Here is a 13,944-nt window from a genome sequence, read left to right as displayed (position 1 = left end):
ATGGGATTCGAGAAGAACGGGAGGCCAGGCCTCCCGTTTTCTATGGTCAGCGTGATCGGATGGTGGTGCAGACCTGATTTGCCAACATCATGAGTTATCGAATCTTTTCCTAATAGGAATAGTTATTATATTTCCAGGAAATTACAGGGTAAAAAAATAGAATTAAACTTTGCGCCTGAAGATCCTTTTGGTTAGAATCTCTGCGTGTTATCAATAGACAGGTAAATATTATGGACTGCGACAGTTGTAGCCGATTGCAAATCGCGATGCGGGTTTACCAGAGCTGAGGCCGAATATTTTATCTTCTCTCTCACTCTGATTGCTCGAATCACAAGCATAGAGTGCAGCATCTATATGAGTCAGCATCGACTCTCACAACCTCTTTATCCCGCCTTCATCAGGGATTCCGGTTGTAAATCTGGATCGTTCCGCTCATCTGCGAGCCATGCGCGCCTCGCGACCCCTGCAATTGAACGCTTCATCATGCATCCCGGTACTGCCCGTCAGGGCCGTCACAGCGTCGGAACCATGCATCCGTGCCGTGGTCGGGAAGGGATCAAGCGTAAAATAACAAGATGGATAATCTCATATTGAAAACTATTTCGTTTTCGATATGGCAGGTTGCACATTAAAATAAATGATGTGATTGATTAATATATTTCGGCGGTGGCAAGGGTCGCGCTGTAATATTTCTATAGGCGTGGTTTTCTCCGATGTTCTTACCCGCCAGATATCACTGATACTATTTCCTGCCCGCATCCAGTTATTTCAAACTGTCGTAATCCTGATTTTCTTTATGGGTGATGCCGCTCTAGTTGCGGGATCACCGGATTGGTCCGCTGATAATGCAGACTCGCGGCCATGCCTGCCAACGACAGTGTGTATCGCTGTCCATGGTTCGTCCGGCCCTCTCTCCACCCCACTCGGAGGATATCGTATGACCGAAGAGCCCAAACCTCGACCCTCGGGGTTCACGCCTCCCCACTCCTGATCCCCCCTGCGGGGACGGGATGCGGTGTTCTGACCCCTGATCTGACCCAACCATGCTGGTTAGCTCGACGGCAGACATTTGTCTGACGAGCCGCCCCGTGCGCGCCAGTTGAGCGTGCCGGCAACGAGTCGGGTTCACAGCTTTCGATATCAGTACTGACGCCTGGCCTGGCCCGCGACAGGGCCCTTCTGCAAGCGAAAATCAGGATTTAAAGTTATGAAGCAACAACATACTGCCAGCCGGCACAAGCAACAGGGGTTCGTCGCCCCGGGCCGTGCCAATGAGAAGCTCTCCTCCCGGGTGCTCGACGAGGCCGACAAGTCCCTCGAATACACCCTCACTGCCGTGCGCGGCAATATCGACGGCCTGACCGCGACCGAGGCGGCCAACCGTCTGGTCCAGTTTGGCCCCAACGAGGTGACCCACGACAAGCCGCCCCATCCATTGATCCAGCTGCTGCAGGCGTTCAAAAACCCGTTTGTGATGGTCTTGATGGTGCTTGGGCTGGTCAGTTACGTGATGGACGTGCTGATGGCCGAGCCGGGTGATGAGGACTGGGTCAAGGTGATCATCCTCGGTGTCATGGTGGGCCTGAGCGGTCTGCTGCGCTTCTGGCAGGAGTACCGTTCCGCCAAGGCGGCCGAGGCGCTCAAGTCACTGGTGCGCAACACTGCCACTGTACAGCGTCGTCCCTCGCCGGGCGCTACCCCCCAGCGCAAGGAGGTGGCAATGACCGAGCTGGTGGCCGGAGACATAGTGCACTTGCAGGCGGGAGACATGATCCCCGCCGACATCAAGCTGATCGAATCCCGCGATCTCTTCATCAGCCAGGCGGTGCTGACCGGTGAAGCACTGCCGGTAGAGAAGTATGACACTCTGGGAGCTGTGGCCGAGAAGTCGGCAGACGGCAACAGCACAGGGGACGTGGGGTTGCTCGATCAGCCCAACATCTGCTTCATGGGCACCAACGTGGTGAGCGGTACAGCCAAGGCTGTGGTGGTGGCCACCGGCAGCGACACCTACTTCGGTTCGCTGGCCCGCAACGTGGTGAGCCACAAGCGCATCGAGACCAGTTTCGATCGCGGCGTCAACAGCGTCACCAGGCTGCTGATCCGCTTCATGCTGGTGATGGTGCCCATCGTCTTCATGCTCAGTGGTATCAGCAGTGGTGACTGGATGTCGGCGCTCACCTTCGCGCTGGCGGTGGCGGTAGGGCTCACCCCCGAGATGCTGCCGATGATCGTCTCCGCCAACCTGGCGCGAGGGGCGGTGGCCATGGCCAAGCGCAAGGTGGTGGTCAAACGGCTCAACTCGGTGCAGAACTTCGGTGCCATGGACGTGCTCTGCACCGACAAGACAGGTACCCTGACCCAGGACAAGATCATCCTCGAGCACCACTACGACGTGCGTGGCAACCGGGACGACCGGATCCTGCAGCTGGCCTGGCTCAACAGTTATCATCAGAGCGGCATGAAGAACCTGATGGACATCGCGGTGATCGAGCATGCCGATGTGCTGGGAGCTGGCTGCAAGCCGGCTGGTTACAGCAAGGTGGATGAGTTGCCATTCGACTTCGTGCGCCGCCGTCTGTCGGTGATCGTACAGGATGAGCGTGGCCAGCAGCTGATGGTCTCCAAGGGGGCGGTGGAAGAGATGCTGGCCGTCTCCAGCCAGATCGCCGATGGCCAGGAGGTGCGGGATCTGACCGACGCCGATCGCCTTGCCCTGCTGCGCCAGAGCGAGGAGTTCAATGCCGAGGGCTATCGGGTATTGATCGTGGCGACCCGCGAGATCTCGGCAGGCGAGTGCAAGCAGAGCTATCGTACCAGTGATGAGGTCAATCTGGTGGTGCGCGGCTTCCTCACCTTCTTCGATCCGCCCAAGGATTCGGCCGCACCGGCCATCCGTGCGCTGAACGACTATGGTGTGGCGGTCAAGGTGCTGACCGGTGACAATCCCATCATCACCAGCAAGGTGTGTCGTGACGTAGGGCTGGAGCCCGGCTTACCGCTGCTCGGCAAGGATATCGAAGGAATGGATGACGTGGCGTTGTGCGAGGTGGTCAAGCAGACCACCATCTTCGCCAAGCTCACCCCGCTGCAGAAGTCGCGGGTGGTTAAGGCGCTGCAGGCCAACGGCAACACCGTCGGTTTCCTCGGTGACGGCATCAACGATGCGCCGGCGCTGCGGGATGCGGACGTAGGGATCTCGGTGGACAGCGGTGCCGACATCGCCAAGGAGACCGCCGACATCATCCTGCTGGAGAAGAGTCTGATGGTGCTGGAGGAGGGGGTGATCAAGGGGCGCGAGACCTTTGGCAACATCCTCAAGTACCTCAACATGACCGCCAGTTCCAACTTCGGCAACGTCTTCTCGGTGCTGGTGGCTTCCGCCTGGCTGCCATGGGCACCCATGCTGGCGATGCAGATGCTGATCCAGAATCTGGTGTATGACGTCTCCCAGATGCTGCTGCCGTGGGACAAGATGGATCCCGAGTTCCTCAAGCGACCGCGCAAGTGGGAGGCGAGCAACATCAAGCGCTTCATGCTCTGGCTTGGCCCGACCTCGTCGGTGTTCGATATCAGTACCTATTGCCTGATGTGGTTCGTGTTCGGTGCTGGCGCCCTCTATGCCACCGCCAACGGCAGTATGGATCCGCTGGTCAACGGTCAGGCCATCATGAACTCCGGCTGGTTCATCGAGGGGTTGGTGTCGCAAACGCTGGTGGTACATATGCTGCGTACCCGCAAGATCCCGTTCCTGCAGAGTACCGCTACCCTGCCGGTGCTGCTCTCCACCTCGATCGCCATTGCCATCGGCTGCTACCTGCCCTTCTCGCCTGTGGCTGAGCACTTCGGTTTCATCAATCTGGATGGGCCCAAGTACTTCATGTGGTTGGTGATTACCATGCTGGCCTACATGGGGCTGACCCAGACCGTCAAGAGCATCTACATCAAGCGCCACGGCCAGTGGTTCTGATGACGTGCTAGCTGACGGGCCGGTGTGATCCCGGCGCGACAGAAAAAAGAGAGCCAGCCCACGCAAGCGGACTGGCTCTCTTTATTTGGTGTGACCCGACTCCCTTGTTGGCGAGTACCGGCCTGTGGCTTAGAGCTTGAACAGCGGGCGCAGGCGAATACCGATCAGGCTGCCGGCGAGGGCCATCAGCATCCAGACCCAGCCGTGCAGGCTGCCGGAGGCGGTGCCGTCGAAGAAGCCGCCGAGGTTGCAGGCGCTGTACATGGCGCCCATCCCCATCAGCAGGCCGCCGAGGATGGATGCCAGACTGTTGCCGATCCGCATCGGGGCGAAGTTTCCGCCACCGCTGATGCAGCGCGCCAGCATGGCCCCCAGAATGCCGAGCCAGAACATGCCGACCATGGGATTGATGAAGAGTGGCTGGGCCAGCTTGGGGTTGCCCTCGAACAGGCCGAACAGAGAGGCGCCGCGCAGCGCCATGTCATAGACGGCGCCTGTGATGGTCCAGGCCGAGCCGTGCAGGGCGACGACAGTGGAGTTGAGTATGGCGATGATGATGCCGCCGGTCAGCACGGTGAAGCGGCCATCGCGCCAGAACAGGTTGCCGCCGCTGAAGAGGGGCTTGAGTTCGCCGGTACGCTTGAGTTCGCTGTTGCGAAACAGCAGGAACAGCGCGGCGACCAGCGCCAGGTTGAGCAGCATGCCGCTCCAGATATTGCCGGTCAAATCCTTGGCCAGCACCACATGGCTGGAGAAGGTGGCCTCCAGTTCGGGGCGGAACTGGTTGCTGATGAGGGTGCCGATTCCGTAGCAGATCAGCACCAGCCAGAAGCGGGGTTGTCCCTCGCCGCAGCAATAAAGAGTGCCGGTGGCACAGACGCCTGCCAGCTGCATGCCGATGCCGAACAGGAAGGCACCGACGATGAAGGGAATGCCGATAGCCATCACGTTGCCCACCATGGCATCGCCAAACAGGGCGTGACTAAAGGAGAGGAAGGTGGTGAACAGCAGAATTTCGATGGCGATGGTGAGCAGGTGAACCCGCACATAGTAACTGTTGCGCTTGGTCAGCATTTCGCGCCAACCGAACACGATGCCGAAGCGGCTGAAGGAGAGGGTGAAGCCAAAGCCGAATCCGATCAGGGCCATCAGGGCCCATTTCATACCAAAGGTGTTGCCAAGCCAGAGTAACGCTCCCCCCGCGATTGCCACGATGGGGAGCGACCATTTTCGAGTCATAGCTGTAATTCCTTATAGCTGGATGGAGAATAGGGAGTGCGGATCCTATTCCCACATTGAGTCCAAGGCTACCGGTTTAACAGGTCAGGGGGCGAGAAAATGGCATATCGCTTCTGATGACTTTGTTAGCTACTGATTTGATTTTGAAGGCTTTATATTGCTCGTTGCAGCAGGACGCTTGCCGTTGCGCAGCCCATCCAGCGTGAAGATCAGCAGCGCGCTCCAGATACAGGCGAAAGTAAGAGCCTTGTCCATTGCCAGCTCCTCGCCGTAGAGAGTGACAGCGAGGATGAACATCAGGCTGGGGCCTATGTACTGGAAGAAGCCCAGGGTGGAGAGCTTGAGCCGTGTCGCGGCGGCGGTGAAGCAGAGCAGAGGGGCTGTGGTGACGGCGCCAGCAGCGATCAGCAGCAGGTTGAGGTGCCAGTCGTTCTGGGTGAGATGGCTGGTGGGGCTGTCGGCAATGCCCCACAGATAGATTGCTGCCGGTGGCAGCATGATCATGGTTTCGATCAGCAGACCGGTAAGTGCATCGAGGGCCAGTTTTTTGCGCACCAGGCCATAGATGGCGAAGCTCGATGCCAACACCAGTGCAATCCAGGGCAGGGAGCCAAAGGCGATAAGCTGGATCGTCACCCCGGCAAAGGCCAGCGCCACCGCCCACCACTGCAGGCGGCGCAGTTTCTCGCTCAGAAACACCATCCCCAGCAGCACGTTGAACAGCGGGTTGATGTAGTAGCCGAGGCTGGCATCCAGCATGTGGCCGTTGTTGATGGCCCAGATAAACAGCAGCCAGTTGCCGCCAACGGTGACCGAGGTAAAAGCTAGGGTGAGCAGCACTTTTGGCTGACGCAGCACTGCCTGCACCTTGTGCCACTGGTGGCCAGCCAGGGTGAGCACCATCAGCAGCACGCAGGACCAGATCATCCTGTGGGTCAGAATTTCAGCGGCCGGGACGGCAGAGATGGTCTTGAAATAGATGGGGGCTATGCCCCAAAGGGTATAGGCGCACAGGGCGTAGATGACGCCCTGGCGCTGGATCTGTTGCGGCATGCGGATGACCTTTACTGAAGCGTTGGATGCGGGAAAACATCGCAAAAAATCAGTGTAGCGATCCTTTATCGAGGAAAGAAGCGAATAAACGAAGTTTGAGAATACGGTTGGAAGCTGGTCAGCCTTTGCCGCGACGGATCTTGTCGACGTCCATCAACAGCCACAACATCAGGGCGATGGCGGAGATCCAGGGGCCCCAGGTCACGTAGGCCTCGCCGTGCCCCAGCACGAAAAACAGCAGGGGCAACCCGATCACCAGAAAAAGTACGCTTCCCAGAAAAAATAGCATTTTTGTCTTTATATTTAATGGTTTGCTTATTTGATGATTATATCGATTGTGCCGCCTGATGGAAGACCAAAATGCAAAAGGGGGGATTTCTCCCCCATTGCTGATGATGATGGCTATTTATACCTTTATTCGAGCTGGATCCAGGTACTTTTCAGCTCGGTGTACTTCTCCAGCGCGTGCAGCGACTTGTCACGACCGTTACCAGACTGCTTGAAGCCACCAAACGGCATGGTCATGTCGCCGCCATCCCAGTTGTTGACGAATACGGTGCCAGCACGCAGGGCGCGGGAACCCTTCACCGCCTTGTTGAGATCCGCGGTCCAGATCGCTGCTGCCAGCCCGTAGTCGGTGTCGTTGCCCAGTGCAATGGCCTCTTCGAGCGTGTCGAAACCGGTCACTGCCAGCACAGGGCCGAAAATCTCCTCGCGGAAGATCCGCATCTCGGGTGTCACCTCGTCGAAGATGGTGGGCTCGATATAGAAGCCGCCGCTCTCAAGATTGGTGCGTTTGCCTCCCAGCAGTAGCTTGGCTCCCTCCTGCTTGCCAATCTCGACATAGCGCAGCACCTGCTCCATCTGGATGTGATCCACCATGGCGCCGATGCGGGTCGCAGGGTCGAGCGGGTTGGCTGAGATCCACTCGCGGGCATGGGCCAGCAGTCGCTCCATAAATTGCGGCTTGATGCTGTTTTGCACCAGCAGGCGAGAGGCGGCGGTACACACCTCGCCCTGGTTGTAGAAGATGGCGCCAGCGGCGCTCTTGGCCGCGGTATCCAGGTCCAGCGCATCCGCCAGTATGATGTTGGGGCTCTTGCCGCCGCACTCCATAAAGGCGCGCTTGAGGTTGGACTTGCCGGAACACTCCACCAGGTGCTTGCCGATTTTGGTGGATCCGGTGAAGGTGATGCAATCCACATCCATGTGCATGGCCAGCGCCTCGCCCACGGTATGGCCAAAGCCCGGCAGCACGTTGAACACGCCGTCAGGAATGCCTGCCTCCTTGGCCAGACCTGCGATACGCAAGGCGGTCAGGGGGGACTTTTCGGAAGGTTTGAGAATGACCGAGTTGCCGGTAGCGAGCGCCGGCCCCAGCTTCCAGCAGGCCATCACCAGCGGGAAGTTCCACGGCACGATGGCGGCAACGACCCCGAGCGGTTCCCGGGTCACCAGCGCCAGGGCGGATTCCTCGACCGGCGCGACCTGATCGTAGATCTTGTCGATCGCTTCGGCGTTCCAGGCGATGCAGTTGGCGGCGGCAGGGGCATCGTAGCCCATGGCATCGCCGATGGGTTTGCCCATGTCCAGCGACTCCAGCAGTGCCAGCTCCACCTTGTTGAGACGCATCAGTTCGGCGAAGCGCTGCATGATCAGCTTGCGCTGTTTCGGCGGCAGGCCGCTCCAGCGCTTGTCGTTGAAGGCATCACGCGCGGCCTGTACCGCCAGCTCGGCATCGGCGGCATTGCAGGCTGCTACCTTGGTCAGCAGCTTGCCGTTGGCCGGGTTGATACAGTCGAAGGTGGCACCATTGACGGCATCCCGATAGCTACCGTTGATAAAGGCTTGTGAGGGCAGGGTCAGATGGGCGGCCTTGTGTTGCCACTGGGCCAGGGTCAGGTCACTCATGTTCACTCCTTGAACCGGCAAAAGTCATTGTCCGCGTATCAATATGCTAAACATCCTGCCACTTGTAAATCCATTTTGTAACAATTCATTAAACATTGGCGGCTGGCTGACCCCTTATCACCCTGTTAGAAACTGGCGGGGGTATTGGCCGAAATCAATACGCACTCCTGCTCGCCCACATTGCGAAAACGGTGAGGAGTGCGGCTGTCAAAGTAGTAGCCGTCCCCCGGTGTCAGCAGGTAGATCTGCTCACCCACGGTCACTTCAACCTCGCCCTTGATAACGATGCCGCACTCTTCACCCTCGTGGCTCAGCATGTCGTCGCCAGTGTCGGCGCCCGGTGGCAGCACCTCCTGCAACATGCCGATGGCACGGTTGGCACGGCTGTGGCCCACCAGCCGGTAGCTGATGGGGTGAGTGCCGAGATCCGGCATATCGGCGGCGCGAAAGATCACTTCGGAGTCCATTTCGGTCTCGTCAGTAAAGAAGCTGGCCAGTGACATGGGGATCCCTTCCAGCACCTTGCGCAGGGAGGCAACTGACGGGCTCACCTGATTCTTTTCGATCTGGGAGATGAATCCGTTGGTCACGCCCGAGCGTTTGGCCAGCTCGCGCTGGGAGAGGGCCGCCTTGGTGCGAACCGCCTTGAGACGGTGACCGATATCCATCGATAGACACTCCTTGACTGTTTACTATTATTAAATTTGTGTTAAATATCTTATACCACCCTGTAGAGTCATCTAGCTAGGGGTGGCATCAGACAGGGCGATAATGAGCCCTTTTTTATGGATTCAGGTGTTTAATTTAATAGGCAATGGCCAATAGTTGCTAAACACCTTAAGGATGAGGTGACCATGAAACCGATCAGCGACATCAATACTCCCTCCGACATGTCCGCCTTCTGGATGCCGTTCACCGCCAACCAGCAGTTCAAGGCGGCGCCGCGCATCCTGAAGTCGGCGGAGGGGATGTATTATCACTCAGAGGATGGCCGCAAGATACTGGATGGCACTGCCGGACTCTGGTGTTGCAACGCGGGCCATGGTCGGCGCGAGATTGCCGAGGCGGTCTCCCAGCAGATTTCCCACCTCGATTTCGCCCCCACTTTCCAGATGGGCCACCCGTTGCCGTTCGAGCTGGCCAACCGGCTGGTGGAGATCGCTCCCCAGGGCTTTGGCCATGTCTTCTATACCAACTCCGGCTCAGAGTCGGTTGATACCGCGCTCAAAATCGCACTGGCCTGGCAGCGGGCTCGCGGTCAGGGCACCCGCACCCGGCTGATTGGTCGCGAGCGGGGTTATCACGGGGTTGGCTTTGGCGGCATCTCGGTGGGGGGCATTCCTGGCAATCGCAAGTGGTTTGGCTCCCTGCTGACCGGGGTGGATCATTTGCCCCATACCCTCAACATCGCCAAAAATGCCTTCACCAAAGGGTTGCCTGAGGAGGATGTGGCGCTGGCCGACGAGCTGGAGAAGATCGTTTTTCTGCACGATGCCAGCAACATAGCGGCGGTGATCGTCGAACCCATCGCCGGCAGTACCGGCGTGCTGATGCCGCCCAAAGGCTACCTCAAGCGGCTGCGGGAGATCTGCACCAAACACGGCATCCTGCTGATTTTTGACGAGGTGATCACCGGTTTCGGTCGCCTTGGCTCTCCCTTCGCCGCGCAGGAGTTCGATGTCATCCCCGACATGATCACCTGCGCCAAGGGGCTCACCAACGGCGCTATCCCCATGGGAGCTGTGCTGGTGCAAAAGCATATTTATGACGACATGATGGCGGCAGGTAAGGGGGCTATCGAGCTGTTCCACGGCTACACCTATTCCGGTCATCCGGTGGCTGCTGCTGCGGGTCTGGCGACCCTCGAGATCTATCGCAACGAGAACCTGCTTAGCCGCGCCGCGGATCTGGCGGGCTACTGGGAGGAGGCGGCCCATTCGCTGAAGGGCTGCAAGCATGTGAAGGATGTGCGCAACTACGGGCTGGTGGCCGGTATCGAACTTGAATCCATGCCGGATGCGCCGGGCAAGCGCGCCTATGAGGTGTTTGTCCGCTGCTTCGAGAAGGGGGCGCTGATCAGGGTGACCGGCGACATCATCGCCCTGTCGCCACCCCTCATCATCGAGCGCAGCCAGATCGATGATCTCTTCACCCTGCTGCAGGATGCCCTGCAGGCACAACCCTAACCCATTTGATGGCCCCGCGCTGGCGGGGCCTTGCGTTGTCTTGTTCAGCGCAATCACCACATCAATTATCACGGAGGATACATGACATACAGGGTCAGCAACTTCATCAACGGCCAGCCGCAGGAGAGTCGTAGCGAGCGCCAGGGCGCCATCTTCAACCCAGCCTGCGGCAAGCAGCAGGGGAGCGTTGGGCTTTCCAGCGCCGCCGAGTGTCAGGAGGCGATCGCCATCGCCGAGCGTGCCTTTGCCGACTGGTCGCAAACCCCGCCGCTGGTGCGGGCTCGGGTCTTTTTCCGCTTCAAAGAGTTGATGGAGCAGCACAGAGACGAGCTGGCCGAGCTCATCAGCCGCGAGCACGGCAAAGTCTTCTCCGATGCGCAGGGTGAGCTGACCCGCGGGCTGGAGGTAGTGGAGTTTGCCTGCGGCATTCCCCATCTGCTCAAGGGGGAGTACTCCCTCAACGTCGGTCGCGGGGTAGACAGCTACTCCATGATGCAGCCGGTCGGGGTTTGCGCCGGCATCACCCCGTTCAACTTCCCGGCCATGGTGCCGCTCTGGATGTTCCCGGTCGCGATTGCCTGCGGCAACACCTTCATTCTCAAACCCTCCGAGAAGGATCCCTCTCTCTCGCTGCGGATGGCCGAGCTGCTCAAGGAGGCCGGTCTGCCGGACGGCGTGCTCAACGTGGTGAACGGTGACAAGGAGGTGGTGGACGTGCTGCTGACCGACCCGCGGGTCGGCGCCGTGTCGTTTGTCGGCTCCACCCCCATCGCCCAGTACATCTATGCCACCGCCTCGGCCCACGGCAAGCGAGTGCAGGCGCTGGGCGGCGCCAAGAACCATATGGTGGTGATGCCGGATGCTGATCTCGATCAGGCGGTCTCAGCTCTGATGGGGGCTGCTTATGGGGCGGCGGGCGAGCGCTGCATGGCCATTTCGGTAGCCGTGGTAGTGGGTGACGAGACCGCCGATGCCTTGGTAGCCAAACTGAAACCGCTCGTTGAGAAGCTGCGGGTGGGCCCGGGGCTGGGCCAGAGCCCGGAAAACGAGATGGGGCCGCTTATCAGCAAGGAGCATCTGGCCAAGGTGCGCGGTTATGTGGATCAGGGGGTGGCCGAAGGGGCCGCGCTGCGAGTCGATGGTCGCACGCTGAGCCACGACGAGGGTTACTTTATCGGTGGCTGCCTGTTTGACGAGGTGACCCCCGAGATGCGCATCTATCGCGAGGAGATCTTCGGCCCCGTGCTCTCCATCGTGCGGGTGCCGGACTACGAGACGGCGCTGCGACTCATCAATGAACATGAGTACGGCAATGGCACCGCCATCTTTACCTGCGACGGCGACACCGCGCGGGACTTCACGGCGCGGGTACAGGTCGGTATGGTAGGGGTGAACGTTCCCATTCCGGTGCCGATGGCGTTTCACAGCTTTGGCGGCTGGAAGCGCTCCATCTTCGGGCCGCTCAACATGCACGGGCCGGATGGGGTTCGCTTTTATACCCGGATGAAGACGGTGACGGCGCGCTGGCCCCAGAGCCTGCGCAGTGGTGCCGAATTCTCCATGCCAACCATGAAGTGATGAGCCCAGGGCTCACCACCATGATTTAATTCTCTTGCCCCCGCAGATCGCTGGTCTGCGGGGGCACTTCTGTAAAGGAGCAACAGATGCGATTGGGAATTCTCGATTGTGACCGGCTGGATCCCGATCTGGCGGATCGTTTTGGCCCCGTCTACTCCGAGATGTTTATCAGGGGGTTTCAGCCGCTGGCACCCGAGCTGGAGTTTCGGGTCTGGTCAGCCATCGATGGGGAGCTGCCGGAGGATCTGCACGAGTGCGATGCCTGGCTCATCACCGGCTCGCGCCACGATGCCTATAGCGATATCCCTTGGATCAAGGCGTTGCGTGGCTGGATCCGTCGGGCCCATGATGCCGACGTCAAGCTGGCCGGGATTTGTTTTGGTCATCAGGTGATCGCCCAGGCGCTGGGGGGCGAGGTGGTGAAGTCTACCAAGGGGTGGGGGCTGGGAGTGTCGGTGCACCCCATGTTGGCTGATGAGCCCTGGATGGCGCCGTCTCGTGATCAGATCCGTATTCTGGCCAGTCATCAGGATCAGGTGGCCCTGCTGCCCCCCGGAGCGACCCGGCTGGCGGGCAACGATTTTTGCCCCAACTTCATGTTCCTGCAGGGGAACAACATAGTTGCCATTCAGGGACATCCGGAATTTTCGGTGGAGTACAACCGGGCGCTGATCGAGCGGCGCCGAGGCCTGTTACCCGACGAGCGTTACCAGAGCAGCCTCTCCTCGCTGGAGGGAGAGGTGGATTCGACCACCATGATGCAGTGGTTGCTGCAGTTTTTGGGGATCCTGCCGCTGCGGGCCGGCGCAGCCTGAGCCCGGTTTGTCAGCGACCCCCTTCGGGTGCTAGATTTTGTAGCAAAATGAAGGATCAAGCGCTGCGATGTCGGGATCGGATGATACACTGGCCGCCCTTTGTGGCGGCCTGTTTGTCTGGCGTGATCGCCGCACCAGCTTGAGAGGGTGAAGCCTTGAAACTACAGCAATTGAAGTACTTGATCGCGATCCGGGACCACAACCTCAACGTCTCGGTGGCGTCCGATGCGCTCTATACCAGCCAGCCCGGGGTCAGCAAGCAGATCGGCCTGCTGGAGAGCGAGCTGGGAGTGCGGATCTTCGAGCGCCGTGGCAAGCATCTGCACCGCATCACCCCGGTGGGCGAGGAGATCATCAAGTGTGCCGAGGCGATGCTCAACATCGAGAGCAAGATAAAGGCGATCTCCCGTGAGTATCTGGATCCGACCGTGGGCACCCTCAACATTCACACTACCCACACTATCGCCCGCTATCTGCTGCCCAAGTCGGTTACCTACTTCACCAAGAAGTACCCCAAAATCTCGTTCCACCTCCATCCGGTGATGTCGGCGAGCAAGGAGCAGATCAGCAAGGGTTACTCCGATTTTTCCATCGTTGCCCACGAAATTGGCTTCGACAAGGAGCTGATCGCGCTGCCCGCCTACCTCTGGACCCTCTCGCTGGTGGTGCCGCAGGATCACCCGCTGGCCAAGGTGAAGAAGCCGACCCTGGAGCAGCTCTGCCACTACCCCATCCTCAGTTACGAGAGCGGTGCCACCGGTCGGCAGGTGCAGGATGAGGTGTTTCAGGCGGCGGGGCTGACCCCGAGCTACTACATGACGGTAATGGATGCCGGAGTGATCAAGCGCTATGTGGAGCTGGGCTTTGGCATCGGCATCATCTCCTCGCTGGTGGCCAACGACACCGACAGCCCCGGGCTGGTCTCCATCAATCTGGAGCACCTGTTCAAGCCCTGTCCGGCCCAAATCTGCTTCAGCAAGAGCATTCTGCTGCAGAACTACATGTATGACTTCATCAGCTCTTTCTCGCCTCACCTCACCAAGGAGGTGATCCAGAGCGTGATGCAACAACCGACCCAGGCGCGCATCGACGAGCTGCTGGCCGAGGTGGAACTGCCCATCTATTGATCCCGATCGGATTACCGATCGCTTACGGTTGTCTCTTCAGTCAGGCTGGGCTCTACTCGGGGTTC

At 59.3% G+C, this 13,944-nt stretch carries 10 protein-coding genes; 5 read left to right on the top strand and 5 right to left on the bottom strand.

The window, feature by feature from the left end; genetic code table 11:
• The first annotated feature begins 1,207 nt into the window (after positions 1–1,207).
• A complete protein-coding gene (gene mgtA, locus G5182_RS08500; protein WP_421254326.1) occupies positions 1,208–3,970 on the top strand; it encodes a magnesium-translocating P-type ATPase in 2,763 nt (920 codons plus the stop codon).
• 129 nt (positions 3,971–4,099) lie between these two features.
• Here the strand turns inward: mgtA and G5182_RS08495 are convergent, their stop codons facing one another.
• The 5 genes from G5182_RS08495 to G5182_RS08475 form a co-directional block, all read right to left on the bottom strand.
• Entirely contained in the window at positions 4,100–5,209 is a 1,110-nt protein-coding gene (locus tag G5182_RS08495) for a YeeE/YedE thiosulfate transporter family protein (RefSeq protein ID WP_216952316.1), read from the bottom strand.
• 129 nt (positions 5,210–5,338) lie between these two features.
• Positions 5,339–6,262 carry an EamA family transporter RarD gene (gene rarD, locus G5182_RS08490; protein WP_421254325.1) on the bottom strand — a complete coding sequence of 308 codons (924 nt, stop codon included), beginning with the start codon at positions 6,260–6,262 and terminating at the stop codon, positions 5,339–5,341.
• Positions 6,263–6,380: 118 nt separating this feature from the next.
• On the bottom strand, positions 6,381–6,551 hold the full coding sequence (locus tag G5182_RS08485; protein ID WP_005341999.1) for a hypothetical protein: 171 nt from the start codon (positions 6,549–6,551) through the stop codon (positions 6,381–6,383).
• A gap of 125 nt (positions 6,552–6,676) precedes the next feature.
• On the bottom strand, positions 6,677–8,173 hold the full coding sequence (locus tag G5182_RS08480) for an aldehyde dehydrogenase (RefSeq protein WP_216952314.1): 1,497 nt from the start codon (positions 8,171–8,173) through the stop codon (positions 6,677–6,679).
• 125 nt (positions 8,174–8,298) lie between these two features.
• Entirely contained in the window at positions 8,299–8,841 is a 543-nt protein-coding gene (locus G5182_RS08475; RefSeq protein ID WP_042012327.1) for a cupin domain-containing protein, read from the bottom strand.
• A 186-nt stretch (positions 8,842–9,027) separates the two neighbouring features.
• Between G5182_RS08475 and G5182_RS08470 the strand changes: the two genes are divergently transcribed.
• The 4 genes from G5182_RS08470 to G5182_RS08455 all read left to right on the top strand — a co-directional run bounded on the left by G5182_RS08470 (position 9,028) and on the right by G5182_RS08455 (position 13,879).
• Positions 9,028–10,359: an aspartate aminotransferase family protein gene (locus tag G5182_RS08470; protein WP_216952313.1), complete on the top strand. Its 1,332-nt coding sequence runs from the start codon at positions 9,028–9,030 to the stop codon at positions 10,357–10,359.
• Between the two features lie 81 nt (positions 10,360–10,440).
• On the top strand, positions 10,441–11,937 hold the full coding sequence (locus G5182_RS08465; RefSeq protein WP_421236321.1) for a CoA-acylating methylmalonate-semialdehyde dehydrogenase: 1,497 nt from the start codon (positions 10,441–10,443) through the stop codon (positions 11,935–11,937).
• Between the two features lie 86 nt (positions 11,938–12,023).
• A complete protein-coding gene (locus tag G5182_RS08460) occupies positions 12,024–12,752 on the top strand; it encodes a glutamine amidotransferase-related protein (protein WP_216952309.1) in 729 nt (242 codons plus the stop codon).
• Between the two features lie 155 nt (positions 12,753–12,907).
• Positions 12,908–13,879, top strand: coding sequence for a LysR substrate-binding domain-containing protein (locus G5182_RS08455; RefSeq protein ID WP_421254324.1), 972 nt, complete (start codon positions 12,908–12,910; stop codon positions 13,877–13,879).
• Positions 13,880–13,944 lie beyond the last annotated feature (65 nt).

The sequence above is a fragment of the Aeromonas sp. 600948 genome, assembly GCF_049174875.1.
Lineage (GTDB): Bacteria > Pseudomonadota > Gammaproteobacteria > Enterobacterales > Aeromonadaceae > Aeromonas > Aeromonas veronii_A.
This window is presented reverse-complemented; position numbering and strand designations above follow the sequence as displayed.